The 24,106-nt window shown below is 67.8% G+C and carries 23 protein-coding genes; 10 read left to right on the forward strand and 13 right to left on the reverse strand.

The annotated features are described in order from the left end of the window. Positions 1–8 precede the first annotated feature (8 nt). Complete coding sequence (locus ACZ50Z_RS08750; RefSeq protein ID WP_464483192.1) at positions 9–1,055, reverse strand: class I SAM-dependent methyltransferase; 1,047 nt, start codon at positions 1,053–1,055, stop codon at positions 9–11. 439 nt (positions 1,056–1,494) lie between these two features. On the opposite strand from ACZ50Z_RS08750, the gene ACZ50Z_RS08755 reads away from it, so the two are divergent. Together ACZ50Z_RS08755 and ACZ50Z_RS08760 are read left to right on the forward strand one after the other, a co-directional pair. Continuing rightward, positions 1,495–2,880 (forward strand): PPE family protein, SVP subgroup, encoded by a 1,386-nt coding sequence (locus tag ACZ50Z_RS08755; protein WP_464483193.1) that lies wholly within the window; start codon positions 1,495–1,497, stop codon positions 2,878–2,880. An 86-nt stretch (positions 2,881–2,966) separates the two neighbouring features. After that, on the forward strand, positions 2,967–3,800 hold the full coding sequence (locus ACZ50Z_RS08760) for an MOSC domain-containing protein (protein ID WP_464483194.1): 834 nt from the start codon (positions 2,967–2,969) through the stop codon (positions 3,798–3,800). Between the two features lie 8 nt (positions 3,801–3,808). Here ACZ50Z_RS08760 and ACZ50Z_RS08765 read toward each other — a convergent pair whose 3' ends face one another. The 7 genes from ACZ50Z_RS08765 to ACZ50Z_RS08795 all read right to left on the reverse strand — a co-directional run bounded on the left by ACZ50Z_RS08765 (position 3,809) and on the right by ACZ50Z_RS08795 (position 8,514). Then, positions 3,809–4,060, reverse strand: a complete 252-nt coding sequence (locus ACZ50Z_RS08765) for a hypothetical protein (protein WP_464483195.1) — start codon at positions 4,058–4,060, stop codon at positions 3,809–3,811. Further along, positions 4,057–4,272 (reverse strand): DUF3072 domain-containing protein, encoded by a 216-nt coding sequence (locus tag ACZ50Z_RS08770; RefSeq protein ID WP_464483196.1) that lies wholly within the window; start codon positions 4,270–4,272, stop codon positions 4,057–4,059. Before ACZ50Z_RS08770 ends, ACZ50Z_RS08765 begins: the two co-directional genes overlap by 4 nt. A 230-nt stretch (positions 4,273–4,502) precedes the next feature. After that, positions 4,503–4,757, reverse strand: coding sequence for a hypothetical protein (locus ACZ50Z_RS08775; RefSeq protein WP_464483197.1), 255 nt, complete (start codon positions 4,755–4,757; stop codon positions 4,503–4,505). Between the two features lie 45 nt (positions 4,758–4,802). Next, positions 4,803–5,819 (reverse strand): zinc-dependent alcohol dehydrogenase family protein, encoded by a 1,017-nt coding sequence (locus ACZ50Z_RS08780; protein WP_464483198.1) that lies wholly within the window; start codon positions 5,817–5,819, stop codon positions 4,803–4,805. 109 nt (positions 5,820–5,928) lie between these two features. Then, positions 5,929–6,591: a cutinase family protein gene (locus ACZ50Z_RS08785; RefSeq protein WP_464483199.1), complete on the reverse strand. Its 663-nt coding sequence runs from the start codon at positions 6,589–6,591 to the stop codon at positions 5,929–5,931. 68 nt (positions 6,592–6,659) lie between these two features. Then, complete coding sequence (locus ACZ50Z_RS08790) at positions 6,660–7,433, reverse strand: enoyl-CoA hydratase/isomerase family protein (protein ID WP_464483200.1); 774 nt, start codon at positions 7,431–7,433, stop codon at positions 6,660–6,662. A gap of 58 nt (positions 7,434–7,491) precedes the next feature. Further along, positions 7,492–8,514, reverse strand: coding sequence for a YihY/virulence factor BrkB family protein (locus ACZ50Z_RS08795; RefSeq protein WP_464483201.1), 1,023 nt, complete (start codon positions 8,512–8,514; stop codon positions 7,492–7,494). Between the two features lie 138 nt (positions 8,515–8,652). Here ACZ50Z_RS08795 and hrpA point away from each other — a divergent pair, with 138 nt between their 5' ends. The 3 genes from hrpA to ACZ50Z_RS08810 all read left to right on the forward strand — a co-directional run bounded on the left by hrpA (position 8,653) and on the right by ACZ50Z_RS08810 (position 15,278). Then, positions 8,653–12,582, forward strand: coding sequence for an ATP-dependent RNA helicase HrpA (hrpA, locus tag ACZ50Z_RS08800; protein WP_464483202.1), 3,930 nt, complete (start codon positions 8,653–8,655; stop codon positions 12,580–12,582). 116 nt (positions 12,583–12,698) lie between these two features. Further along, on the forward strand, positions 12,699–14,204 hold the full coding sequence (locus ACZ50Z_RS08805; protein WP_464483203.1) for an FAD-dependent monooxygenase: 1,506 nt from the start codon (positions 12,699–12,701) through the stop codon (positions 14,202–14,204). A gap of 96 nt (positions 14,205–14,300) precedes the next feature. Continuing rightward, positions 14,301–15,278, forward strand: a complete 978-nt coding sequence (locus ACZ50Z_RS08810) for a DUF1444 domain-containing protein (RefSeq protein WP_464486140.1) — start codon at positions 14,301–14,303, stop codon at positions 15,276–15,278. 4 nt (positions 15,279–15,282) lie between these two features. On the opposite strand, the gene ACZ50Z_RS08815 is transcribed toward ACZ50Z_RS08810, so the two are convergent. Then, positions 15,283–15,453: a hypothetical protein gene (locus ACZ50Z_RS08815; RefSeq protein WP_167525989.1), complete on the reverse strand. Its 171-nt coding sequence runs from the start codon at positions 15,451–15,453 to the stop codon at positions 15,283–15,285. A gap of 142 nt (positions 15,454–15,595) precedes the next feature. Between ACZ50Z_RS08815 and zwf the strand changes: the two genes are divergently transcribed. Continuing rightward, positions 15,596–17,095: a glucose-6-phosphate dehydrogenase gene (gene zwf, locus ACZ50Z_RS08820; RefSeq protein WP_464483204.1), complete on the forward strand. Its 1,500-nt coding sequence runs from the start codon at positions 15,596–15,598 to the stop codon at positions 17,093–17,095. A gap of 12 nt (positions 17,096–17,107) precedes the next feature. Here the strand turns inward: zwf and ACZ50Z_RS08825 are convergent, their stop codons facing one another. Then, positions 17,108–18,031 carry a class I SAM-dependent methyltransferase gene (locus ACZ50Z_RS08825; protein WP_464483205.1) on the reverse strand — a complete coding sequence of 308 codons (924 nt, stop codon included), beginning with the start codon at positions 18,029–18,031 and terminating at the stop codon, positions 17,108–17,110. A 163-nt stretch (positions 18,032–18,194) separates the two neighbouring features. Between ACZ50Z_RS08825 and ACZ50Z_RS08830 the strand changes: the two genes are divergently transcribed. Both ACZ50Z_RS08830 and ACZ50Z_RS08835 read left to right on the forward strand, forming a co-directional pair. Continuing rightward, positions 18,195–19,076 carry an HpcH/HpaI aldolase/citrate lyase family protein gene (locus ACZ50Z_RS08830; RefSeq protein ID WP_464483206.1) on the forward strand — a complete coding sequence of 294 codons (882 nt, stop codon included), beginning with the start codon at positions 18,195–18,197 and terminating at the stop codon, positions 19,074–19,076. Between the two features lie 82 nt (positions 19,077–19,158). Next, positions 19,159–20,394 carry an osmoprotectant NAGGN system M42 family peptidase gene (locus ACZ50Z_RS08835; RefSeq protein ID WP_464483207.1) on the forward strand — a complete coding sequence of 412 codons (1,236 nt, stop codon included), beginning with the start codon at positions 19,159–19,161 and terminating at the stop codon, positions 20,392–20,394. On the opposite strand, the gene ACZ50Z_RS08840 is transcribed toward ACZ50Z_RS08835, so the two are convergent. Beyond that, a complete protein-coding gene (locus ACZ50Z_RS08840; RefSeq protein WP_464483208.1) occupies positions 20,391–21,158 on the reverse strand; it encodes a class I SAM-dependent methyltransferase in 768 nt (255 codons plus the stop codon). The genes ACZ50Z_RS08835 and ACZ50Z_RS08840 overlap by 4 nt on opposite strands. 52 nt (positions 21,159–21,210) lie before the next feature. Continuing rightward, on the reverse strand, positions 21,211–21,894 hold the full coding sequence (locus tag ACZ50Z_RS08845; RefSeq protein WP_464483209.1) for a GAP family protein: 684 nt from the start codon (positions 21,892–21,894) through the stop codon (positions 21,211–21,213). Positions 21,895–22,099: 205 nt separating this feature from the next. Here ACZ50Z_RS08845 and ACZ50Z_RS08850 point away from each other — a divergent pair, with 205 nt between their 5' ends. Further along, on the forward strand, positions 22,100–22,567 hold the full coding sequence (locus ACZ50Z_RS08850) for a lipocalin-like domain-containing protein (RefSeq protein WP_464483210.1): 468 nt from the start codon (positions 22,100–22,102) through the stop codon (positions 22,565–22,567). A 39-nt stretch (positions 22,568–22,606) separates the two neighbouring features. Then, positions 22,607–23,368, forward strand: coding sequence for an SDR family NAD(P)-dependent oxidoreductase (locus ACZ50Z_RS08855; protein WP_464483211.1), 762 nt, complete (start codon positions 22,607–22,609; stop codon positions 23,366–23,368). 5 nt (positions 23,369–23,373) lie between these two features. On the opposite strand, the gene ACZ50Z_RS08860 is transcribed toward ACZ50Z_RS08855, so the two are convergent. Beyond that, entirely contained in the window at positions 23,374–24,033 is a 660-nt protein-coding gene (locus ACZ50Z_RS08860) for a biliverdin-producing heme oxygenase (RefSeq protein ID WP_464483212.1), read from the reverse strand. Between the last annotated feature and the right edge of the window lie 73 nt (positions 24,034–24,106).

A 24,106-nucleotide genomic window follows, 5' to 3' on the forward strand; every position in this document is an offset into this window, starting at 1 on the left:
GACAAGGCTCAGCCGGTCTTCTCGAACACGAGCCAGCGCAGCTCGATCGGGGAGTCGTCTCGCTCGACGTCGAACACGTCGATGCCGGTGGCCCAGCCCTCGAACCACGCCGTGGGCGGCCACGCGTCGGCGGGTAACCGGGCTTTTTCGTAGTCGTAGGCGGAGTCGTCGGCCACGGGTTCGAGCGCCAGCCCGGCCACCGCGCCACTTACCTCGTCGCGGGTGAAGATCATGCTGTTGCACTGCTGGCCGAGTTGCACCGCCGCGTCGTCGGGCACGTAGCCGTCGCGGGCCAGGAAGGTGTTGAAGACCAGGCGCCCCCCGGGGGCCAGACAATCGGCGGCGAGTTCGAACATGCCGCGCAGCTCGTGCCGAGTCCGGAAGTCGGGCACCACCTCCGAGAGCACCATCAGGTGATATTCCGCGTGCGTCCCCTCCATCGCCGTGAACACATCGCTTTGGATGACGTTCACGCGCAGCGCTTCGCTGTCCGCTTCGGCGCGCATGACGTCGGCGAACTTCGGGGTCATCTCCACCGCGTCGACCGGATGGCCGCGGCGGGCCAGGGCCAGGGCGTTGCGCCCGGTCCCCGCGCCGACGTCGAGCACCCGGCAGGCGGCGGGGTCGGCGGCCTGCGCGGCGAGGTCGAGCACGCGCGCGTCCGGCTCGGTGCCGAACAGCGGCGGCGGGCGCACGGCGACCCATTGTTCGTAGTCGGCCTCGATGGTCCGCGCGTCGGCCTGGACGCGGAAGTTCACACCGCTTGACCCGAAGGCGGTCTGGTAGGCGATGACCACATCGGATCGGGGAGAGGCCTTGAACGCCTTCGCCAACTCGACGTCCAGTGCGGCGCGCAGTTGGGCGGACTGTTCGGGGGTGTACCAGACGCCCAGCGTGGCGCAGACGTTGCCGCACAATTGCACGTACTCGTCGATCAGGCCGGGCACGGCCGGCACCCTGATCCGGCCCTCGGCCGACGAGCGCCGATACATCCGCCGGATGAGCGCTTCGCGCAGCATCAACGCATCGAATGATCCATTCGGCGGTTCCTGCACCAGAACCTTTTACACGACCGACCGGCTTTGCACCACCGCGCGGCCGGTGCGCCGATCGGCTTGACCACCGCATTAATCGCCACCGGGCGGTGCCCCGGCACCCGAATCGATGCGGAAGCCTCGGGTCCCACTGAGAGCGGGCTGAAAACGATTTGCGCGGCACGCGCCAAACCCTTGTCAGTTTCGAGTGTCATGTGCCGGTAACCTATCGTTAACCCATCGCAACAATTTCGCTGTATTCGTTAACGTTGGGCCACACCTGCAAACGTGTGAGACCGACCCCTCAGCAGTGGGGACGGTCTCATTAGGTCGCCTTCCTTCGTGGTACCGGCACTGCCCGAAGGGTCGCGATTTGTTTGCTGTTCGGCTGGCTACCCCCATACGACGCGCACCGGAGCCGTCGACGCCCTCGCGGCCATGAAAGCGATCGGAGGAGAACGTGGACTTCGCAGTACTACCGCCGGAGATTAACTCCGCGCGGATGTACGCCGGTCCGGGCTCGGGACCGATGCTGGCCGCCGCCATGGCCTGGGACGAATTGGCCGCGGCGCTGCAGTCGGCGGCGGACTCGTACCAGACGGAGGTCACCGCCCTCACCTCCGGTCCGTGGGTCGGCCCGTCGGCTGCGGCCATGACCGCGGCGATCGCCCCCTATCTGGAGTGGATGCGGACCACCGGAGCCCAGGCCGAGGAAGCCGCCACCAAGGCCCGGGCCGCGGCCTTCGCCTACGAGACGGCCTTTGCGGAGACGGTGCCGCCCCCGGTCATCACGGCCAACCGCACCCTGCTCGCGTCCCTCGTCGCGACCAACTTCCTCGGGCAGAACACGCCCGCGATCGCCACGACCGAGACCGAGTATGCGGAGATGTGGGCGCGTGATACCGGGGCGATGTTCGGCTACGCGGGATCTACGGCGTCGGCGACCACGCTGACGCCATTTGTCGAGCCGGATCAGACCACCGACTCCGGCGCCGATCAATCCGGAGCCGTAGCCCAAGCCACCGGCACCGCCGCCGGGAGCACACGCAATGCCGTTACGCAGCAATCACTTTCGGCGGTGCCCAACATGCTGACCAGGGCTGCCGTGAGTCCGGATCTAAGCGCCGTCGACCCGTCCGCGCTGAGCGCGTTGGACCTGGAGGCCGATCTCATCACGATCTTCCTGGACGCGCCGGGCAGCTTGGTCACGTTTTTTGTCGACGCACCCGCGGCTACGATTGCCCTTCCCTACGACATCGCCGGTGCCCTGACTGGTTTCCACACCGATGACATCGTCAGCGGCTGGGCGGGGGTGCAGTCGTTTCCGGGGACCGGCGCCGTGCCGCCGTCGCCGTTCCCGGTCATCACGAATCCGGCCGGCGGATTCGGAACATTGGCGTCAGCCGGGCTGGGGGAGGCCAACACCGTGGGCAGCTTGTCGGTGCCGCCCGGGTGGACGACCGCCGCCCCGGCGATACGGCCGGCCGCCTTGGCGTTGCCGGCCACCAGCGTCGGTGCCGCCGCGGAGGCCGCCGCCGCGGCCGCCCCCAGCGGTGCCGGGAGTCTGTTCGGCGAGATGGCGGTGGCGAGCATGGCCGGACGCGCGATGGCAGGCACCGGTGGCGCCCTGGGTCGGGAGCGAAGCCGGGCCGAGACCGCCAAGGCCCCGCGCGACCCCAAGAAGAAGGACAAGGCGGACGAGTCGGCAACGATCCCGCAGGTTTCGCCGGGGGGACCGATCACGAGCATCGCCGCCGAGCTGCGCGAGCTGGCATCGCTGCGCGACGCCGGAATCCTGACGCAACAGGAATTCGAAGAGCAGAAAAAGCGCCTGCTCCCCGGCTGACCCATCGGTGCGCCTCGCCCTTCTGATCAGTGGTAATGCCCTGCCGTTTAGGGCACAGTGGGCAGTAACCTCGAGTGAAGGTTCCTATGGAGAAGTCGTCGGCCGGTGCCGTGCAGATGCGCGTGGAGGCGTTGCTTCGCTACCCGGTGAAGTCGATGCTCGGCGAAACGCTGGACGTTCTGTCGGTCGACGAGCGCGGCGCCGAGGGCGACCGGCGGCTCGCACTCCTGGACGGCGAAACCGGCCATGTCGCCAGCGCCAAGAATCCACGCCTGTGGCGCAACCTCTTGACGTGCACCGCCCACGCGGGTGCCCAGGGCGTGAACATCAGGCTGCCCGACGGGACGAACGTGGCCTTCGACGATCCCGGTGTCGACGAGCTGATCTCGCGATTGACCGGACGACAGGTCCGGCTGGTGGCGCAGCGCCCCGACGGGGCAACCCTGGTCCGACCCGACCCCGAGAAACTGCTCGAACTCGGTCTCGACGCCGAGGTCGACGGACGCATCCTGCGGATCGCCCAGGCCACCCCGGGTGACTCGTTCACCGACGAAGCCCCACTGCACGCGATCACGACGTCAACCCTCGAGCACATCGGCGTGGAGGCGCTGCGCTACCGACCGAATCTGGTGATCTCGACGCCGCCGGACTACCCGCCGTACGCCGAAAACGACTGGGTCGGAAGCGATATCACTGTCGGCGGAGCGCGGTTGCGCGTGCTGACGGCCACGTCCCGGTGCGTGGTTCCCACCCTTGAACACGGGATGCTGCCGCGGGCTCCGCAAGCGCTTCGCATACCGGCGGCCGAAAACCGTTTGAACACAGGAGGTCACGGGGCGCAAGCCTGCGCCGGAGCCTACCTCTCGGTGCTGTCCAAAGGCGTTATCCGCGTGGGCGATCCCGTCAGCGTCGGGCTGTAGCCGTGGCGTCACCCACCCAGATTGCGCACCGCCGTGTCGAGTTCTTCGGCCTGCTCAGCCAACTCGCGATCGGATAACTCTTCCCGCCCGATCCGCTGCACCAATTCCTGGCGCGTCGCGACCTGCAGGGCGCCTCGATATTCGGCGGAGTTCAGCTCTTCCGGCGTGACGACCGCCGCGCGCCCCTCGAGCACCACCAGTGCTGCGTCCTGTTCGTGGCGGGCGAGCAATCGACGAACGTCGTCAGCCCCGATCGTCATGAGTCGCCCCGCCCGGTGCGCCGCTGCAAATCGTCGATGAGGCTGGACGCCTGCGCCTTGGTGAGGTGTTCGGGAATCTTTTCGCCTGCTTCTTGCGCCAGCGTGTTCAGGTAGCTGCGCTGCGGACCGGTCATGGGCTCATCGCCGGTCACCCATTGCGACTGGTCCTTCTCCGGGTTCTCCTGTGGCGCCTGGGCTGCATCGTCGACCATGCATGTGACTATGCCCGCTACGGGGCCGCCGTAATCAGAACGCGTCGTTGAAAGCCGCGACCCGCTAGCCGGTCCGGTCGCGTCGCCACCCGGATACTCGTTGGCCGCAACGCCCGTGCGGAACTCGTCGACAGGGGGGCCGCTAACCGAATCGACTGCACGCCAACGCATTTTGTCCGACCCGCCGCGTTCACCAAACCGCCGCCAGATCTGCGCCGACCATAGGGGCCTTAGTTGTCCGAGTTCGGTGTGGGGCTTTGCGCGGATTCCCACTTCGCCTCCAGGGACCTCTCCACCGTGGTGCCGGCGGCCAGGTCGAGCTGGAAGGTCTCCCCGCCGTCGCTTTCCAGCGTGACGAGGTACCCCTCGTCGGTGGGATCTTTGAACACGACTTTGTAGGGCTGCGCACCGGAGCCGCGGTCGACGGCGATGATGTCGCCAGGGGTGACGTCGTCGATGAGGTCGTTACCGGAGGCCTTGGACATACCGTCGACCGTAGCCGATGGTGGTCGGCTGCCCGCGAGGCCCGGTCAGGGCCGCAGGAACGCCTTGATGGCGCGCCGTTCGTCCATGGCCCGGTAGGCCTCGGCGACTTCGTCGAGCGGCAGGTGCAGGTCGAACACCTTGCCGGGATTGATGCGTCCGTCCAGCACCGAGTCGATCAGATCGGGCAGGAAGTGCCGGACCGGAGCGGGACCGCCGCGGAGCCCAACCTGGGTCTTGAAGAGTTGCTCGCCGGTGATGCTGACATCGTGGGGGACACCCACGAACCCGACGAACGCGCCGGGGCGGGCGGATTTGATGGCTTGTTGCATGGATTGGCCGGTGCCGACGCACTCCAGGACGGCGTCGGCGCCGACGCCTTCGGTGATCTCCTTGATGACGGCGACACCGTCGTCGCCGCGCTCGGTGACGATGTCGGTGGCGCCGAACTCGCGCGCCAGTTTTTGCCGGGGCTCGTGGCGGCTCATCGCGATGATCCGTCCGGCGCCCTTTTCGCGGGCGGCCAGCACCGCGCACAGGCCGACCGCGCCGTCACCGACGACGGCCACCGTCATGCCCGGCGCGACGTTGGCCGCTTCGGCGGCGAACCACCCGGTCCCCATCACGTCCGACAGGGTCAGTAGGTCCGGGATCGATTCGTGGTCGGGTTGGTCGGCGAGCGCGACCAGGCTGCCGTCGGCCCACGGAATGCGCACCAGCTCCGCCTGGCAACCGCTCATCAGCACCCCGTGCACACACGAGGTCTGAATTCCGTTGCGGCAGTTCGGACACGTGCCGTCGGAAGCGAAGAAGGATCCGATGACGAACTGGCCGGGCGTGACCGAGGTGACCTCGCTGCCGACGGCTTCGACGACGCCGCAGTACTCGTGGCCGAACGGCTTGGGCTCGGGAACGGGATTGATGCCGCGGTAATCCCAGAGATCCGAGCCGCACACGCACGTGGCGGTGGTGCGGACGATCGCGTCGGTGGGGGCGACGATCTCGGGATCCGGAATGTCCTCGAAACGGACATCACCGGCGCCGTAGATGACAGCTCCTCGCATGGTGCCTTCCCTCTCCAGGTGCTGGCAGCCGACCTACCCCGAATCGAGCGGTTTCAACCGCGCCCGGCGCGGCATCAAAGGGTGGGGGCCGGCGATTGCCTCGTGGGGCTCAGGCGCGCGGCGCGGCTTGGTTGATCTTGTCCACCGCGAACGTCGCCGCCTGGGCGGTCATCCCGGCGTCGATGTAGGAGACGTGCGCCATGATGTTGCCGCCGCCGGAGCAGATCGGGTCGTCGGGGGCGCACAGGCTGATGACCTTGGCGCCGTATGCCGGGTTGATCGTCGGGAGCGGTTGACCGCCCCACAGCATGGTGGAGAAGCCGCTGGACGGCTCGCCGAAGAGGGCTACGGCGGCGACATGAGAGGCCACCGACGGGTCCATCGAATTGGTGGCGAGGTCGATCACCGTCGAGCCCTGCGAGTACCCGCCGAGCACGATCCGCGAGTTCGGGCAGCCGGCCACGGTGTCCTGAATGTGTGCGGCCGCGTCGTTGGCGCCGGCGTTCGCGCTGTTGTGGTAGTCGTCGTTGGCCGGGTAGTTGACGGCGTAGACGTCGACGGACCGCCCGCCGAGCTGCGACGTGAGCGAGTCGACGAACGCCTGCCCGATATTGCCGAGGCCGGGCTCCTGGTGGGTGCCCCGGGCGAAGACCACCGAGACGTCCGAGCACGGATCGGCGGCGGCGCTAGGAGCGCCGATGGGTGCACTGAGCAGCGCCCACGCCGTCACCACCGAGATACCAACGAAGCGAGCAAGTCTGCGTGCATTCATCCCCGAATCCTGACACATGCCCGGCGACGACGGTGGCGGCGGCCGGTTTCTGCGTCATCCGTGACGTCTCAGCGACCGCGCCACTGCGGCTTGCGCTTCTCAGCCCAGGCCCGAATGCCCTCGGCCACATCTTCGGTGGCGCCGGCCACCTTGCGCATCGTCTCACCGAAGCGCACCGATTCGATCCAGCCCATGTCCGCGGTCCGCCAGGCGACTTCTTTGGTCGCCCGCTGGGCCAGCGGGGCCGCCTCGGTGAGGGTGCGGGCCCAGGCCTGCGCTTCGGCCTGCAGTTGGTCGGGTTCGACGAGTTTCCACACCAGGCCGACCTCTTTGGCCCGTTCTGCGCTCATCGGCTTGCCGGTCAAGAGCAGTTCCATGGCGTTGGCCCAGCCCACCCGCTGCGGCAGCCGGATCGCCCCGACGATGGTGGGCACCCCGATCGAGACTTCCGGGAAACAGAACGTGGCCTCGGTGCTGGCGATGACGAAGTCACAGAACAACACTCCGGTCACCCCATAGCCGATGCAGGGTCCGTGCACGGCGGCGATGGTGGGCTTGAAGAGTTCCATGCCGGATTCAAACGAGTTGATTGTCGGTTTCTCCCAGAAGGTTCCGCCGAACGTGCCGACGGAGCCTTCGCCGTCCTTGAGGTCGCCGCCGGCGCAGAACACGCTGCCGTTGGCCGTCAGGACCCCGACCCAGGCGTCCAGGTCGTCGCGGAAGCGATCCCAGGCGGCGTTGAGGTCCTGGCGCAGCGCGCCATTGATGGCGTTGCGCGCCTCCGGGCGATTCAGCGTGATGGTGGCGACGTGATCTTGCAGCTCATAGGTAACCAGGCTCATGACTGCAGACTATTGCGCCGGGCCCGACGGCCTCCCCATAACCGGGGGCGGGCGTTCCTCATGGCGTGCGGGAGCGCCTGGTGTCGTCGTAAACCTTAAGGCGCCCAATGGCTTTCGCGGGTAGCCGCCTGACATCATCGAATCGCACGCTGACACGCTCGAAGGCCTTGACGCGTTCGGCTTTGACTTTCTTGGTGTAGGTCCTGCGGTCGGCGGCGGTGAGGTCCGCGTCGTCGCTGAAGGCGCTGAGCAGCGCGCGCGGGTACAGCTTTTCGACCAAGACGACGTTCACCTCGGCGCACAACACCAGCGCCACGGACGCGAGGAACAGGAAGGCCAGCGCCCCCAACACCAGTGCGAACACACTGTTGGTGGCGCTGGCCCGCTTCACGGTGTGCGCGACATAGCCCGCCCCGAACCACTGCAGCATTTGCCAAATGAAGGCCGCGGCGACCGCCCCGGGCAACACCTGCCGGTAGGTCAACGACCGCGCGGTCGTCACGCGAAAAGCCACCAAACAGATCAGCGCGTTGATCGCGACGGCGGCGAGCGCGAGTCCGACGGATTCGGCAATGCCAACGGTGCCGGCAGCGTGACCGACCGCGGCCAGCACGGTGGCCGCGATGGCCGTCGAGCCCAGCACCAAAAGCAACAGCATGCTGCGCAGGCGTGATCGAATGGGGTTGGGCCGCTTGTGCTTTGGCACCGCCCAGATGGAATCCATCGCGTTCTGCAGCGCCTGTCCCACACCCAGACCGCCGTAGAGGGCTCCGAGCAGGCCCACGATGACGCCCACCATGCCTCCGCTGAGCCCCTCTGGGTGGTGCAACTGGCTGCCGAGGACCGGGAACTGGCTCAGCGTGCTGTGCAGCACCTGCGCCTGCAGATCGGGTCGCCCGGCCAGCACCACTCCCAAAGCGGTGGTCAGCAGCAACAGGAGCGGAAACAGGGACACCAACGCGTAGTAGGTGATGAGGGCGGCGAGGTAGCCGCCCTGGTCATCGTTGTATTTATAGATGACGGCAATGATCACGCCGACGGTTCGATTCCGTCGCTGCAGCTCGTCTAGCCAACCGACCATCGCCGATCACGTCCCCCGCACAAGCCCACATCCAATTCGATGCGCTCGCGGGGTCATACCCGAAATCGGCTGCACCCAATCGCGCTGGTCGCCCCGGGGGTGGAGGCCCCGCCCGGGGAGGTGCCTATTCTGTGCGGAGTGGCCGAACCGTCTGCAGCGCAGTTGCGCAACCAACTCGACGGCCTGACCTTGCGCGACGCCGCCCGCCTCGGCAGGCGCCTGAAGAGCCTCCGCGGCGCCCCGCCCGGCAAACTGCGGCGGCTCGCCGACGAGATCGCGGCCGCGCAGCCGATCGTCGCGGCCCGGCGCGCCTCGGTCCCGGCGATCAGCTACCCCGAGCTGCCGGTTAGCGAACGGCGGCAGGAAATCGCCGACGCGATCCGCGCGCATCAGGTGGTGGTGATCGCCGGGGAGACCGGCTCGGGGAAGACCACCCAGCTGCCCAAGATCTGCCTGGAGGCCGGCCGTGGCATCCGCGGAACGATCGGGCACACCCAGCCGCGCCGGCTGGCCGCGCGCACCGTCGCCCAGCGCATCGCCGACGAGCTGGGCAGCCCGCTCGGCGAGACCGTCGGCTACACCGTGCGGTTCACCGACCGGGTCAGCGACCACACCCTGATCAAGCTGATGACCGACGGCATCCTGCTCGCCGAGATCCAGCGCGACCGCCGTCTGTTGCGCTACGACACCCTGATCCTCGACGAGGCCCACGAGCGCAGCCTGAACATCGATTTCCTGCTCGGCTACCTGCGCGAGTTGCTGCCGCGCCGGCCCGACCTGAACGTGATCGTCACCTCGGCGACGATCGAGCCGCAGCGCTTCGCGGCGCATTTCGAGGGCGCGCCGATCATCGAGGTGACTGGGCGGACGTATCCGGTCGAGGTGCGCTACCGGCCGCTGGAGGTCGCCGTGCCCTCCGGCTCCGGCGAGGGGTCCGGCGATCCCGACGATCCCGACCACGAGATCGTCCGCACCGAGACCCGCGACGAGATCGAGGCGATCGTCGACGCCATCGGTGAACTCGAGGCCGAGCCGCCCGGCGACGTCCTCGTCTTCCTCTCGGGCGAGCGCGAGATCCGCGACACCGCAGAGGCTTTGACCTTTTTGGCGGCCGGTCCACGCCACACCGAGGTGCTTCCGCTGTATGCCCGGCTGCCCACCGCCGAGCAACAAAAGGTCTTCGCCCCGCATACCGGGCGCCGCGTCGTGCTGGCGACCAACGTCGCCGAGACGTCGCTGACCGTGCCGGGCATTCGCTACGTCATCGACCCGGGCAACGCCCGAATTTCGCGCTACAGCCGCCGCCTGAAGGTGCAGCGTCTGCCGATCGAGCCCATCTCGCAAGCTTCCGCCGCGCAGCGGGCCGGCCGGTGCGGCCGCGTCGCGCCAGGCGTGTGCATCCGGCTGTACTCCGAACAGGACTTCGCGGCCCGGCCGCGCTACACCGAGCCCGAGATCCTGCGGACGAACCTTGCCGCCGTGCTGCTGCAGATGGCGGCGCTGCAACTCGGCGACATCGAAAGATTCCCGTTCCTCGACCCGCCGGACCGACGCAGCATCCGTGACGGCGTCCAGCTGCTGCAGGAACTCGGCGCGTTCGGCGGGCAGGGCGCGATCACCGGGCTCGGTCGCCGCCTTGCCCGGCTGCCCGTCGACCCGCGGCTGGGCCGCATGATTCTGCAGTCCGAAACCGAGGGGTGCGTGCGAGAGATGCTGGTGCTGGCCGCGGCGCTGTCCATCCCGGACCCGCGGGAACGGCCGAGCGACCGCGAGGAGGCGGCCCGCGAAAAGCACGCCCGCTTCGCCGACGAACACTCGGACTTCATGTCGTACCTGCTCCTGTGGCGCTATCTCCGCGACCAACGGAAGTCGCTATCCGGCAGCGGGTTTCGACGGATGTGCCGCTCCGAATTCCTGCACTATCTGCGCATCCGCGAGTGGCAGGACCTGGTCGGCCAGCTACGCAGCATCGCCCGCGACCTGGGCATCGTGGAAGGCACCGAATCCGAGGAGCCCGCCGACCCGGCCCGCATCCACGCGGCGCTGGTCGCCGGGCTGCTGTCCCATGTGGGCATGCGCCGCGAGGACACGCGCGAATATCTGGGCGCGCGTAACGCGAACTTCGTGCTGGCGCCGGGCTCGGCGCTCACCAAACGGCCGCCGCGCTGGGTCGTCGTGGCGGAGCTGGTCGAGACGAGCCGCCTGTATGGGCGCACGGCCGCGCGCATCCAGCCCGAGGTCGTCGAGCGGGTCGCCGGCGACGTGGTGCAGCGCGCGTACAGCGAGCCGCATTGGGACGCCAAGCGCGGCGAGGTGATGGCCTACGAGCGGGTGACGCTCTATGGCCTGCCGCTGGTGGCGCGCCGCCGCGTCGGATACGCCCGCATCGAGCCGGTGGTGGCGCGCGAGCTGTTCATCCGGCACGCCCTGGTCGAAGGGGAGTGGCAGACCCGTCATCATTTCTTTCACGACAACGCCCTGCTGCGGGCCGAGGTCGAGGAGCTCGAGGAGCGTGCCCGCCGCCGCGACCTGCTGGTCGGCGATGACGACGTCTACGCGCTCTACGACACCCGCGTCCCCGCCGAGGTGGTCTCGGCGCGGCATTTCGACGCGTGGTGGAAACGGCAGCGGCACAAGACACCTGAGCTGCTGACGTTCACCCGCGCCGACTTGCTGCGCACCGACGTCCACGCCGGCGACGATCGGCCCACCACCTGGCGGACGGGTGATGCCACGCTGCCGCTGACCTACCGGTTCGAGCCGGGCACCGCCGACGACGGCGTCACGGTGCACGTCCCGATCGACGTGCTGGCGCGCCTGGGCGGCGACGAATTCGCGTGGCAGGTGCCGGCGCTGCGCGAGGAGCTGGTGACCGCGCTCATCCGCTCGCTGCCGAAAGACCTGCGCCGCAACTTCGTTCCCGCGCCGGACACGGCCCGCGCGGTGCTGGCCGCGATCGATCCGGGCGGCGAACCGCTGCTGCCGGCGTTGCAGCGCGAATTGCGCCGTCGCACCGGGGTTTTGGTGCCCCTCGACGCGTTCGACCTGGAGCAGCTGCCGCCGCACCTGCGGGTGACCTTCGCGGTCGAATCCGCCGATGGCGCCGAGGTCGCCCGGGGCAAGGATCTGGAGGAGCTGCAGGAGCGCCTTACCGCACCGGCCCGCCGGGCCGTCGCGCACGCGGTCGCGGGTGAGCTGGAGCGCACCGGATTGCGCGACTGGCCCGACGATCTCGACGAACTGCCGCGCGTCATCGAACGCGAAGTTGAGGGTCGCACCGTGCGGGGCTTTCCCGCGTTCGTCGACACCGGCGGCGCGGTCGACCTACGCGTGTTCGCGACGCCGGACGAACAGGGCCAGGCGATGGGACCCGCCCTCCGGCGGCTATTGCGGCTCAGCGTCAGCTCTCCGGTAAAAGTCCTTGCCCGTGAATTTGATCCGCGTACGCGTTTGACGCTCGGCGCCAACCCCGACGGCGACCTGCCCGCGCTGCTGGAGGACTGCGCCGACGCCGCGGCCGACTCACTCATACCGGCACCGGTGTGGACACGTGGCGAGTTCATCGCGCTGCGAGAACGACTGGGAAAGACCTTGGCGCCCACGACCGCCGAGGTCGTGCCGGGGGTCGAGCGGGTACTGACCGCCGCGCAGGAGGTGCAACTCCTGCTGCCCGCCGATCCGCCGCCTGCGCAGTCCGAGGCGATCGACGACGTGCGCGCCCAGCTGCACCGCCTCTTGCCGCCGGGCTTCGTCACCGCAACCGGCCGAGCCCACCTCGCCGATCTCACCCGCTATTTGCTCGCGATCCGTCGCCGCCTCGACGGGCTGGCGCACGGCGTTCGGGCCGACCGGGAGCGGATGAGCCGGGTGCACGCCGTGCAGGACGCCTACGACGACCTGCTACGCGAGCTGCCACGGGCGGCGCAGACGGCTACCGACGTCCGCGATATCGCCCGCCAGCTCGAAGAACTCAGGGTGAGCCTGTGGGCCCAGCAGCTCGGCACCCCGCGCCCGGTCAGCGAGCAGCGGATCTACCGCGCCATCGATGCCATCCGCGATCGTCGCTGAATGCTTTTCCCCGCCACTTTCAACCTATAGCGCACCCGGGGGCTTGCCGCAAGGCCCGGGTGATGCCGCAAAATCGCTGTCCGAAACCGAAATTCGGGAGATCCGGGGGAGGCGAAGTGGTTGTTTCGCGGCGGTCAGACGAGGTGAGCGGCGAGGTCGAGCATGCGGTGCTCATCGCTGGAGGTGGCCCGACGGGGCTGATGCTGGCGGGCGAACTGGGTTTGGCGGGGGTCGACGTCGCTATCATCGAGCGGCGCGCCAACCAGGATTTGATCGGTTCACGCGCCGGTGGTCTGCACGCCCGTACCATCGAAATCCTCGATCAGCGCGGTATCGCCGATCGGTTCTTGTCGCAGGGACAGGTGGCGCAGGTCGCCGGTTACGCCCAGATTCGGCTGGACATCAGCGACTTTCCCACCCGCCACCCCTATGGGCTGGCGTTGTGGCAGAACGAGATCGAACGAATTCTGGCGGAGTGGGTCGGCGAGCTCAGCGTGCCCATCTATCGCGGCGAAGAGGTGGTCACTCTCGCCCAAGACGACACCGGAGTCGACGTCGCCCTGACCGATGGCCGGGTGATGCGGGCGGGCTATCTCGTCGGGTGCGACGGCGGACGCAGTGTGGTCCGCAAAGCGGCCGGCATCGAATTTCCGGGATGGGATGCCACGACAAGCTATCTGCTTGCCGAGGCCGACATGGATTTCGAGGATGCCCCGCCGTGGGGCATCCGCCGGGACGCGCTCGGTGTCCATGCCTTGTCCACCACCGGGGAGGGTGGGCCGGTGCGGATCATGGTCACTGAAGAGCGCCTCCGAACCTCCGGCCAACCGACGGTGCACGATGTGAGCCGGGCGCTCGTCGCCGTCTACGGGTCGGATTATGGGATCCACAGTCCCCGTTGGGTTTCCCGATTCACCGATGCCGCCCGGCAGGCCGCGTCCTATCGCGCCCGACGGGTGCTGGTGGCCGGCGACGCCGCGCACGTCCATCATCCGGTCGGCGGGCAGGGGCTGAACACCGGCGTCCAGGATGCGATGAATCTGGGGTGGAAGCTGGCCCAGGTGGTCAACGAGACGTCACCCGACAGCCTCCTCGACACCTATCACGCCGAACGGCACCCGATCGCCGCGCGGGTGCTGCGCAACTCGATCTCCCAACTGGCGCTTCTTCGCTCGGACGACGGCACCGAGGCCCTGCGAGACACCATGAGCGAGTTGCTGGGCATGGAGGAGCCGCGCAAACGCTTCGCGGCGATGATGTCCGGGCTGGACATCCGGTACGACCTCGGCGAGGGGCATCCGTTGTTGGGGCGCCGCATGCCCGATCTGGACCTGGTCACCGCCGACCGCCCGCTGCGGGTGTTTGCCCTCCTGAGAGGCGGCCGGCCCGTGCTGCTCAATTTCGGCCGGACCGGGCGCATCGACATCGCGCCCTGGGCGGGACGGGTGCGACTGGTCGACGCGAAACACATTGGGGATTGGGAACTTCCGGCCCTGGGGACGGTGAGTGCACCGGCGGCGGTGTTAATTCGACCGGACGGTCACGTCGCCTGGGCCGGTGACGGAACCGACCCCGCGCTGCGCGACGCCCTCAGCGTCTGGTTCGGGCCACCGGGCGCGTGACCGACGCGAGTCGCGAGCCGACAAAAGGGTGACTTGTTTTGCCGGGCCCACGGTGTATCGTGCGTGTTCCCTGATCATGAGCAGGAAGCACGCACCGTGGACATGGCAAGCGACCAACCGTCGACACCTCCGCTGGATTGGGGCGAAGCCCAACCCTTGCTGAGGCCGGTGCTGCGGCCGCAGAGTTACGCCAATCATTTGGTCAACAACGGGGCGCAGCCCTGGGTCCGCCCGGTGTTCCCGCACATCAACGAGATGGTCGTCGTCGACCTGCCCACGGTGCGGGCCATGGTGACACCGGCCGAAACAGGGGCGTGGGGCATCACCGGCGACCAGGCGTTCGCGGTGGCCCGGGAGAATCTGACCGCGCGTCAGCAGGCCTTCACACCGGGTGAGAAGTACCTGTTGAAGGACGACGACGGCGCCAGCTACGTCGACTCCATGATCTTGGCCGCCGGATGGCTGGGTTCGCTGGCGGTACCGGGCGGCCCGCGACCGCTGGTGTTCTTTCCCGGGGACGGGGCGCTGGTGTTGGGCACCGACGCCCCCGACCAGGTGGCCGAACTCTTCGAGGTCGCCGAGCAGCTGTACCGCGAGGCCGAACAACCCGTGTCGCCACAGGGTTACACCATTGAGGGCGCCATCATCGTGCCGTTCGATCAGGCCGGCCCGCACCCGCTCCGCGGGTTTGCCCTGACAGCTCGAAGCCTTTTGGCCGCAAGGGAATACCAGCTTCAGACAGACTATCTGCGGCAGCACTACGAGCGTGAACTATTCCCGCAATACGTCGGCGAGGCGCAGGTGATCGACACTCCGTGGGGGCGGCGCACTACGACGGCCTGGGGGGAGGGCCCCGCCTGGGAGCTGCCACACACCGATTACGTGACGTTTCTTGTCGGCGACCCGTCGAATGTGTCGGACAAGTTCACCGTGCCGTTCGCCACGGTGGTCGACGTGGTGGGCATCCTTCCCGTCTCGGGGATCACCCCGGCGCGATTCCGCGCCAACGAATGGCCGTCACCGGAAACGCTGGCGACGCTGAAAGCTCACGCCGTCGACCTGCCGAGCGGATGACCTGCTAGTCCGGCGGCTCGTTGTCCGAGCCTCGGACAGCGGCATGCTCCCGGTCGCTGGGCTTGCCGGGGACGTCTTCGGCTTCGCGGTCCTCGGCGACCTTCTCCTCGAGCTGATCGACGATGTTCTCCAGCTCCTGAGCGCGGCTCAGTGGGTCTTTGTCGGGTCTTGTCATGTCGCTTTCCGTTGGCTTGGTGGCGCGGCGAACCCCGACGCCGGGGCCCGCCGCTATCCCATACCCGCTCGCGCGATCGCTAACCGGACGCAACCGGAGAACAGAGGCGACAGAGCGCCGCGGCGGTGGAAGTATCGCAGGGATGGCCACCGCGAAACCTCAGACCATCTCGTACCCGGCGCCCGACGCACGCCCTCGTCGGCACCACTCCGATCCCCTTGACCCGCACGTCATCGTCCTCTTCGGGGCGACGGGGGATCTGGCCAAGCGAAAGCTGATCCCCGGCCTGGCGTACTTGGACCAGTCCGAGCTGGCGCCCGACATTCAAATCGTCGCCACGTCCCTGGAAGATCTGACCAACGACGAATTTCGCGATCTGGCCAAGAACGCGGTCGACTCGTTCGGAACGCACAAGCTCACGGACGACCAATGGGCGAACTTCGCGAACATCATCACCTACGTCCCGCAGGGCGACGGACCCGAAGCGCTGGCCGCCGCCGTGGCCGACGCCGAGGCCAACCTGGGCCCCAAGACCCGGCGACTGCACTACCTGTCGGTGCCGCCCAAAGCCGCCCGGGCGGTGATCACCATGCTGCGCGACGCGAAACTGGTCGAACGCTCACGCGTGGTGATGGAGAAGCCGTTCGGCACCGACCTGGCCAGTGCGGTGGCGCTCAACGACTTCGTGCACGAAACCTTCGAGGAATCCCAGATCTTTCGTATCGACCACTTCTTGGGCAAAGAGGCCGCGCAGAACATCTTGGCGTTCCGCTTCGCCAACGGTCTGTTCGAACCGATCTGGAACCGCAACTTCATCGACCACATCCAAATCGACATCCCCGAAGCTCTGGGCCTGGATCAACGGGCGAGCTTCTACGAGGAGACCGGCGCGTACAAGGACATGGTGGTCACCCACCTGTTCCAGGTGATGGCGTTCGTGGTGATGGAGCCGCCGACCGCGCTCGAACCGTTTGCCATCAGCGAAGAGAAGAACAAGGTGTTCCGGTCGATGCTGCCGGTGAAGCCGTCGAACGTGGTTCGCGGTCAATATCAGGGATATCGCGAAGAGGACGGCGTGGCAAGGGATTCCGACACCGAGACGTTCATCGCCCTCAGGGTCGGCATCGACAACTGGCGGTGGGCGGGGGTGCCCATCTATCTGCGCACCGGCAAGAAGATGGCCGAGGGCATCCGCGTCATCTCGATCGCGTTCAAGGAGGCGCCGCGCACGATGTTCCCGCCCGGATCCGGGGTGGGAACCCAGGGCCCCGATCACCTCACCTTCGACCTCGCCGACAACTCGAAGGTGTCGCTGTCGTTCTATGGCAAGCGGCCCGGCCCCGGCATGAAACTGGACAAGCTGTCCATGCAGTTCTCCTCGCAGGAGATCGACACCGTCGTGGATGTGCTGGAGGCCTACGAACGACTCATCCTCGACGCGATGCGCGGCGACCACACCCTGTTCAATACCGCGGAAGGCATCGAATCTTTGTGGGAGCGTTCGGAAGATCTCCTCACCGATCCTCCCGCAGCCAAGCTGTACCAGCCCGGGACCTGGGGGCCCAACGCGATTCACCAGTTGATCGCGCCCAATGCCTGGCGGTTGCCGTTCGAACGGGAATGGCGCGACGCCAGGCCCTGACGCTAAGCGGGCTCAGCTCAGTTCGGCGCTGAGGTAGCTGATGGCGTGGCGGAATTGCTTGAGGATCTCGTTGTCGGGCACCACGAAACCGTAGTCGGCATAGACCTGTTCGGTCGGGTGGCGGGTGACCTTCCAGCCGGTGGCGGACAGGTGCTCGGCGGCGGGACGGCGTTCTCCGAGCCAGACGAGTTCGGCGACGTCGATGTCGAGTCCGTGCTGACGCCAGTTGTTGCGCATCGCCCGGGCGCGCTCGTCGGTGAACACGCTCATGTCGGTGATGTTCTCCGTGGCCAGGCGGCTGCCCGGGGCGCTGAGCGCGGTGATGTTGTCCAGCAATCTGTCTTGGGCTTCCGGCGGCAGGTAGGGCAGTAGGCCTTCGGCGATCCAGGCGGTGGGTGTGCTGGTGTCAAATCCGCTGCCGCGCAGGGCGGTTGGCCAATCATCGCGCAAATCGATTGCGACGGTGCGGCGCTCGGTGGTGGGTTCGGCGCCGAGCTGGGCGAGCGTGTCGGTCTTGAAGGAGATGACCTCGGGCTGGTCGACCTCGAAAACCACGGTGCCCGCCGGCCACGGTAGCCGGTAGGCCCGGGCATCGAGACCGGCGGCCAGGATGACGGCCTGGCGTGCGCCGGCCGCCGTCGCGGCGCGGAAGAAGTCGTCGAAGAACCTGGTCCGCACCGTCATCTGCTCGCGCCGCTGCTGCAGCGTCATCGGCGAGTCGTCGGACTCGAGCGGAACTTGGCCGTCCAGCATCCGGGTGAAAAAGGGGTGCCCGACCGCCCGCACCAAGGGCTCGGCGAACCGGTCGTCGAGCAGCGGGTCCGGCTCGCGAGAAGCCAGCGCCCGAGAGGTCGCCACCATCGTCGCGGTCGCGCCCACGCTGGAGGCCAGGTCCCAGCTGTCGCCCTCGGTCCGTGCCGAATCGAACGATGACATCCGTTTTCCCTTCCGCGATCGAGCCGCCGCGCCGGCCGATTCGGCCTCTGCCCCGCCGCCACCGCGACTGCACCACCGCTACCGAAGAGTACTTTCTGCTATGCCGCGGTCACCACGCGCCCGCCGCGTCGCTAGCGCCCGACGACAGGAAGTGAATCACGTTATGGCACCGACCTTGCGCCCGCGCCGATCCGCTCTGTATTTGCCCGGCAACAAACCTCGGGCGCTGGAGAAGGGCAAGTCGCTGCCGGCGGACGTGCTGATATTCGACCTCGAAGACGCCGTCGGGCCGGACGCCAAGGCCGAATCGCGGGCGACGGTGTGCGAGGCGGTCTCGTCGGAGAGCTACCGGCCGCGCGAGGTCGTGGTGCGCATCAACGGGTTGGACACCGACTGGCACGGCGACGATTTGGCCGCGGTGGCGGGATCGGCCGCCGACGGGGTGCTGGTGCCGAAAGTCGAGACGGGACAACAGGTTCAGGCGCTGGCCGACGCGCTCGGCACATTGGGCGCACCGAAGACGTTGCAGCTATGGGTGATGATCGAGACGCCCCGGGCGTTTCTGAGGGCCGAGGAGGTCGCGTCGGCCAGCGAGCGCCTCGCCGGGCTGGTGGTCGGCACCAACGATCTGGTCAACGAACTGCACGGCCTGCACGTCCCGGGGCGCGCGCCCGTCGTGCCCGCGCTGGGCATGGCGCTGTTGGGGGCGAGGGCGGCCGGAAAGGTCATCTTGGATGGCGTGTTCAACGACATCACCGACGAGGGCGGATTCCGGGCCGAGGCCCAGCACGGCCGCGAAATGGGATTCGACGGCAAGACACTGATCCACCCGTCCCAGATCGCCCCGGCGAACGAACTGTTCGGCCCGTCGCACAAGGAGTTGGACGACGCCCGCAAGATCGTGTCGGCCTACGAGGAGGCGCGGGCCGCGGGTGCCAGCGTCATCACGGTCGATGGCCGCATGATCGAGAGCCTGCATGTGCGCGACGCTCAGCGAATACTTGCCCTGGCCGATTTGATCTCGGAGAGGGAAACCGCGTCCTAGCTCGGAATAGGCCGGGCCGGGCGATCGGGACCGGCCACACGGTAGGTTGTACGCGATTCCCGACGACTCGAGAGGAGACGAGGTGGCCAAGACCGCGGCCATGGCCGAGGCCGACCGCACGTGGATGATCGACACGCTGCTCGCGCTGCTGCAGACCCCGAGTCCGTCGGGGCGCACGGACGCGGTGATGCAGGTGATCGGCGACATCCTCGACGACTTCGGCGTGCCGTTCACGCTGACGCGGCGCGGCGCGCTGACCGCGGAACTCCCGGGGGAGTCGGCGACCACCGACCGGGCGCTGGTGGTCCACTCCGACACCATCGGCTGCATGGTCCGCGACCTCAAGGACAACGGCCGCTTGGAGCTGGTCCCGGTCGGCACCTTCTCGGCCCGGTTCGCCGCGGGGGCCCGCGTGCGCATCTTCATCGACGACCCCGACGAGTTCATCACCGGCACCGTCATGCCGCTCAAGTCCAGCGGGCATGCGTTCGGTGACGAGATCGACACCCAGCCCACCGACTGGGACCACGTCGAGGTCCGCATCGACCGCAAGGTGTCCTCGCGTGAGGATCTGCTTCGCCTCGGCCTGCAGATCGGCGACTTCGTCGCGTTGATCACCAGTCCCGAGCTCACCGCCGACGGCTTCATCGTCTCCCGTCACCTGGACGGCAAAGCCGGTGTCGCGATCGCGCTCGCGCTGGCCAAGAACTTCTCCGAGAACAAGGTGGTGCTGCCGCACCGCACCACGATCATGGTCACCATCACCGAGGAGGTCGGCCACGGAGCCAGCCACGGGCTGCCCGCGGACGTCGCCGAGCTGGTGTCGGTGGACAACGCGGTGTGCGCGCCCGGGCAGCACTCGCTCGAGGACGGCGTGACGATCCCGATGGCCGACATGCACGGCCCGTTCGACTACCACCTGACCCGCAAGCTCTGCCGACTCGCCCAGGAGCGGGGAATCCCGTTCGCCCGCGACATCTTTCGCTACTACCGGTCCGATGCCGCCGCGGCGATCGAGGCGGGCGCGAACACCCGCGCCGCGCTCGTCGGCTTCGGGCTCGACGGCAGCCACGGCTGGGAGCGCACTCACATCGATTCGCTCGAAGCCGCCTACAACCTGCTGCACGCGTGGCTGCAAACGCCGCTGACGTTCGCCAAGTGGGACGCCAAGCCGACGGGCAGCCTGCGCGACTTTCCGTCGTCCAAGCAGCCCGCACCCAGCGAGCGGTGGGTGCCGCTGTCCCGCGGCGACTACGAGAGCCCCGGCGAGGCGTCACCCGGGACGCCCTGGCCACCGTCGGAGGGACCCCAGGCCTAAGCGCCGCGGGCCATCCGGTCGGCGCGCCAGCAGCGGGACTGCATGGGGACGTCGATCGTGTCGGCCCCTCCGAAGCGATCCCGCAGCGCGGCGCGGGCACTGGCGAGCCGCCGCGCGCGGTCCTCGGGAGACGCGGTGATGAGCCTGCTGTAGGTGCCTACCATCGCGACGACGTCGTCGACCCGCATCGTGCGCACGAACGTGAACGCCTCGCGGGCCACGCGGTGGAAGATCTGCGGTTCGGGGAGCGCGACGTTTTCATGGAGCCGCCGGAAGCGGCCGGGTGCATCCGCGTCGGTCGCATCGTCGCCGGGCAGCAGGTCGAGGTCGCGGACCCAGTCCACGTCGCGATCGCGACTGGTCCAGATCAGACCGAACCGTCCGCCGTCGCGAAGCACCCGCCCGATTTCGGGAGCCGCCCGTTCGGGATCCATCCAGTGCCACGCCGCCGAAACGAACACGGCATCCGCGGCGCGGTCGGGGAGGGGGATCGATTCACCGCTGCCCTCGAGGACACGGACGCCGGGGGACCGGTCGGCCAGGACCGCCCTCATCCGGGCGTCGGGCTCGACGGCGATGACGTGCGCCGCTCTGCCGAGGAGCGTTCGGGTGAACAAGCCCGTGCCCGCGCCCACGTCGACGGCCACCTCGCACTCCGACGGCATCAACCAGTCCACCGCCGACTGCGGGGCTCGCGGCCGCAGGCCGTCGTAGTCCTCGGCGATTGATCCGAACGACATTGCGCGCGCTTGACGATCAGTCACACGCGACAACGTAATCCGGCTCGCTATGCGGAACGTGAGAAAGGAGCGCGCGTCACCAGAGGGCGCTGTGGTTGACGAGCGCATCGGCGATGAGGCCGACTCCGAAAACGAGAAACAAAAGCCGCACCGACATGGGGCCGTAGCGGGTGAGCACGCGCACCAGGCCCCGCTGAATGCGCATGGCCCGCACCGTTCGTCTCATCGACAGAGCAAGGATTGCCAGCGGAGGTGACACCGCGATCGCGCAGTAGGTGATGATGACCAGCGGCCACAGCGGCGGCCGTGGGTGCAGCGCTGCCAGCATGGCCAGGCCCGTGAGGTAGGGCACGGCGGTCGGCGCTTGCCCGCTTCCCACCGCCAGGCCGAGGAATCCGAGCAGCCACGGACGTTTGCGCATGGCGGCCATCGCCCAACCGGGAGCCGACGACTGCGCGGTCAGCGGGAAGTACGCCAAGCCGATCAGCACGATTCCCAACAGCAGTTCGCCACGGAACCGGATGGCCGGCGTGATGTGAAAATCGAGGGCCTCGGTGAGGAAGCTGATGCCCAGCACCGTGCACAGGCCGAAGGTGGTCGTCACAGCGAACACGCCCGCGACGAAGCTCAGGGCGCCCGGGATGGGCGAGCGGCGGCTGAGCCGGCTGTCGAAGATGACCGCCGAGACGACCCCCACGTTGAGGACGTTGAGCGAATCCAGAAACGCCAGGCCCGCCAGGGCAAGTATCAGGGCTGCCACGCGCCGCTACCGGGCCTAACGTGCGCCGAGCGCGAGGGAGCGGCTGGGCACTGACCACGGCGACACGATCAAAGCGGCGATCATGCTGCAGACAATACGAGTCAGACGCGGTCTGGGTCGGGCAAGGCCACCCTTGCGCGCCCCGGGCGAATGCTCTCGCCGGTCCGATACTGTCAGCGCGAGCGCTTCGAGGCATTATCGACCGATGACCACACTGACACCGCAGGAGCTTCGCGAATACCTCATCGGGGCTTGGACGTTGGAGTCCTATCAAAGCTCCGACCTGGACGGCTCGAACCTGCGCTACCCGTTGGGTCCGGACGCGCGTGGCATCATCATGTACTCCGGCGACGGATACATGTCGGCCCAGCTCATGCGCGCCGACCGTGCGCCGATTAGTCGCGGTGACCTCCAGATTGCGGACACCGACGAATTGGTCACCGCGGCCAAGGGATATCTGGCGTACGCCGGTCCCTACAGCGTGCTCGACAGCGGCGTGATCGCCCACCACGTCGACGTCAGCCTGTTGCCGAACTGGATCGGCGGGACGCAATACCGCGCCGCCCAGGCCGGCGGTGGACACCTGGAACTGAGCCCCGCCGAGCCCGTCGTCATCAAGGGAAAGCCGCGCCACGGCCGCTTGCTTTGGCAGCGCGCCAAGCCCACCAAATGATCTGATACCCAACCGAACTCGCCGACATCAGGAGACTGAATGGGACTGCTCGACCGCAAGACCGCCGTCGTCACCGGCGCCAATTCCGGAATCGGGTTTGCCAGCGCCGAGCGATTCCTCGCCGAAGGCGCCGCACGGGTGTTCATCACGGGGCGGCGTCAGCGCGAACTCGACGCTGCGGCAAACACATTGGGGCTGCGTGCCACCGCGGTGCCCGGCGACGTCGGGACGCCGGAGGACGTGGATCGGCTCTACGCGGAGGTCGCGTCCGCCGGCCAGGGCCTCGACATTGTGATGGCCAACGCCGGATCGACCAGGGTGGCGCGGTTAGGGGAGATCACCGACGACGACCTCGACACGTTGCTGACCACCAACGTCAAGGGAGTCGTGTACACCGTCCAAAAGGCGCTGCCGCTGCTCAACGACGGCGCCTCCGTCATCCTGACGGGCTCCACCACCGCCGACCGCGGCCGCGCCGGGCTGAGCATCTACGCCGCCACCAAGGCCGCCGTCCGGTCACTGGCCCGTGCCTGGGCCAACGAGCTCGCCGACCGCAACATCCGGGTGAACGTCATCGTCGCCGGTTCCACCGCCACCCCGGGAAGCAATGCGCTGGCCGCACAAACCGACCCCGACGCCTCGATCGAAGAGTTCAGGGCCGGTCGCATCGCGACCATTCCGATGGGCCGCTTCGCCGATCCCGTCGAGATCGCCAACGCTGCAGTCTTTTTGGCGAGCGATCTGTCCAGCTTTACCACCGGGTCCACGGTGACCGCCGACGGCGGATTCAACCAGGTCTGAATCGATCAGCCGGGGGAGCGCCGGCTTCGCTCGTTGTCGGCGAGTTCATCAAGCATCGTCTGATTTAGGCCGAAAGCTATTTTCACCTCGGCGACGATGCGATCGATCTCGCCTACGTCGAGGCAAAGTGCGTCAAGGCGTGCCCGATAAGCGTCTTTATACGGCTTGGGCCGCACCAGGAATTCATAGAACGCCAGACCTGCGCCACCAAGGTCAAACGTGCGGTCCAAGATCTTGCCGATGCCCCGTCCGCCAGAGAGGTCTCCGAGGTAGCGCACGTAGTGATGAGCCGCAAGTTCGCCACCCCATCTGAGAGCGGCCAACCGCTCCGCATACGCCGCTGCCGCGGGGGAGTTGACCTCGGTTGGAGTACCTCGGGGCAGCCAGTACTCGAGATCGGCATCGATAGCCGTGAGACGCTCTAACGCTGGGTCATACACGGCGGAGACCACAGGATCGTCGAGGCGGGCCCGCAAGGCGGCCTCTAACGCGGCATAGACCACGCGTAATCGGCGCAAATAGTCCGAATAGCCTTCTCCGGTAACTCGGCCGACAAGCAGTTCGGACATAAACGGGCTCTGCTCGGCAGCATCGTGTTCGGCTGCCGAGCCCTCCTTCATCGCAACCGAGAGGCGGCGGGCAGTAGGGAGCGCGTTCGAATGCATGACCTGCTCAGATTACATTGATGAGGACGGCACATGCCTTGAGCGCGTGGGCAAATTCGTGCCGATGAACCTT

Source organism: Mycobacterium sp. NTMscope_MAC_269 (assembly GCF_976985695.1).